This window comes from Amycolatopsis thailandensis (assembly GCF_002234405.1).
GTDB lineage: Bacteria > Actinomycetota > Actinomycetes > Mycobacteriales > Pseudonocardiaceae > Amycolatopsis > Amycolatopsis thailandensis.
Genome location: NZ_NMQT01000393.1, coordinates 1 through 1677, shown reverse-complemented (window position 1 = coordinate 1677; position 1677 = coordinate 1). Strand labels below are relative to the sequence as shown.

The window sequence follows — 1677 nt, the reverse complement described above, 5'->3', positions numbered from 1 at the left end:
CCCCTTCCTTGCGCCAGGCGCAAGGAAGGGGGCCTTCACGTACTTGCTCCGGTGGTCAGTCCCCCATGAACGGGGCCAGGCTCTGCCGGGACGCGGCGAACTCGTCCCGCCACCCGGCACCGAGTGGCAGGTCCGCTCCCGCCTCGTCGAGGACGGCGAGGCAGAGCGCCACGAAGCCCCGCGCCAGTTCGCGGTACACCGGATGCGTCATCACCGAACCGTCCAGGAGGGTCCTCGTGAATTCCGTGAACACCGGGACGTCGACGATGACGTGGTCACTAGCCATGAACGACAGCCCGTGCGCCGTTTCGGCGTTCGCGGACAGCGTGTCCGCCATGGTGACGAACAGCCTGCCGATCCGCAGCGCCGGGCTCCAGACGGTTTCCCCGTCCGCTTCGAAGATGTAGCTCATTACTTCCAATCCAGCATGACTCGGACCGAGGTGTTGGCCTTTCTGAACGTGTCCACGGCCTTTTCGACGGCGGCCTTGAAAGCCGGTGTCGCACCCGGCTGCGTGAAGCGAAGCCCGATCGGCGCGTTCTCGTAGCCCTGGAGATGCTTACGTGCTTCGAGATAGCTGTTGAGCTTCTTGTCGACGTGTTTGCCGACCCAGTCCGGGATGTTCTGCGCGTCGATCGCGGTCTTCTCCTCCCACAGCACCCCATTCTCCACGCGGTCGATGTCGGTGATCGGACGCCCGTTGTTCGGCACGGCCGGGTCGTAGACGACGTGGTCGGTCTTCCCTTCGAGTGAGCCGTTCTTGTTGTTGCCGAGGTTCTGGACGTTGGTCGCGGCCTTGTTGAGGCCGTCCATCGCCACGGCCATTCCCGCGATGAACTGGCTGACCCCGCCGACGATGGCGGGCCCGCCGGACATCGCGCAGATCAGCAGGCCGGTGAGGGCCCCGGTCAACGCACCGGGAACCGCGCCGACGCCCGCCACGACCGCTCCGGCTCCCGCACCGGCACCGGCGGCCGCGGCGATCTCCGCGGCACAGACCGCGGCGCCGCCGGCCGCGGTGACCACCCCGCTGTAGGCGAGTCCCGCCCCTACCGCCGTCTGCGCCAGGTTCTCGAGCAGCAACAGCAGTTCGTCGCCGTGTTCGGCGAGATACTCCAGGGTCTGGCCCAGCAGATGTTCGATCATGCCCATCAGCTGGTCGATGGCACGGACGACGTCGCCGAGCGACGGATCCTTCGCGGCTTCGTCCCGCAGCCGCTGCAGAGTGCTCCGCATCTCGCGCAGCGCGTCCTCGGCTTTGGCCTTGTCCTGACGTTCCCGTTCGGCGGTCTCGGCGCGTCCGGCCGCCTGGCCCGCTTCGACGGCGCTGTTCCGGGCGTTCCGCGCGGCCTCGGCCGCCGACTCGGCGTGCCGCTGGGCGTTTTCCGCCGCGGTGTTGGCATCCGCCGCGGCCTTTTCGGCGCCCGACGCCGCCGTGTTCGCCGCGTCCGCGTCTCGCTGAGCCTGGGTCGCGGCAGCCTGGGCGGCGCGGGCGTCGGCCTGCGCGGCGGTGGCGCTGCGACCTGCGATGGTCGCGTCGCTGTAGGCCTGGTTCGCGGCCTTTCGCGCTTCGACGGCGTCAGCCCGCGCCCGGGCGTCCGCGTCGCTCGCCCGCGCGGCCGCCGCTCGTGCGGCGGCACCGTCGGCAGCGGCCGCGGCGGCCGACTGCTGGGCTTC

The 1677-nt window shown here is 70.0% G+C and carries 1 protein-coding gene and 1 pseudogene; both read right to left on the bottom strand.

The window, feature by feature from the left end; genetic code table 11:
• Positions 1-55: 55 nt before the first annotated feature.
• Positions 56-412 carry a DUF6086 family protein gene (locus CFP71_RS43100; RefSeq protein WP_093939502.1) on the bottom strand — a complete coding sequence of 119 codons (357 nt, stop codon included), beginning with the start codon at positions 410-412 and terminating at the stop codon, positions 56-58.
• A pseudogene (locus CFP71_RS44560) lies at positions 412-1677 on the bottom strand (hypothetical protein); the annotation flags it as partial. The gene CFP71_RS43100 and the pseudogene CFP71_RS44560, both read right to left, overlap by 1 nt.

Coding starts and splice junctions, on each gene's coding strand:
- CFP71_RS43100 (WP_093939502.1), bottom strand. CDS start 412: ATGAGCTACATCTTCGAAGCGGACGGGGAAACCGTCTGGAGCCCGGCG.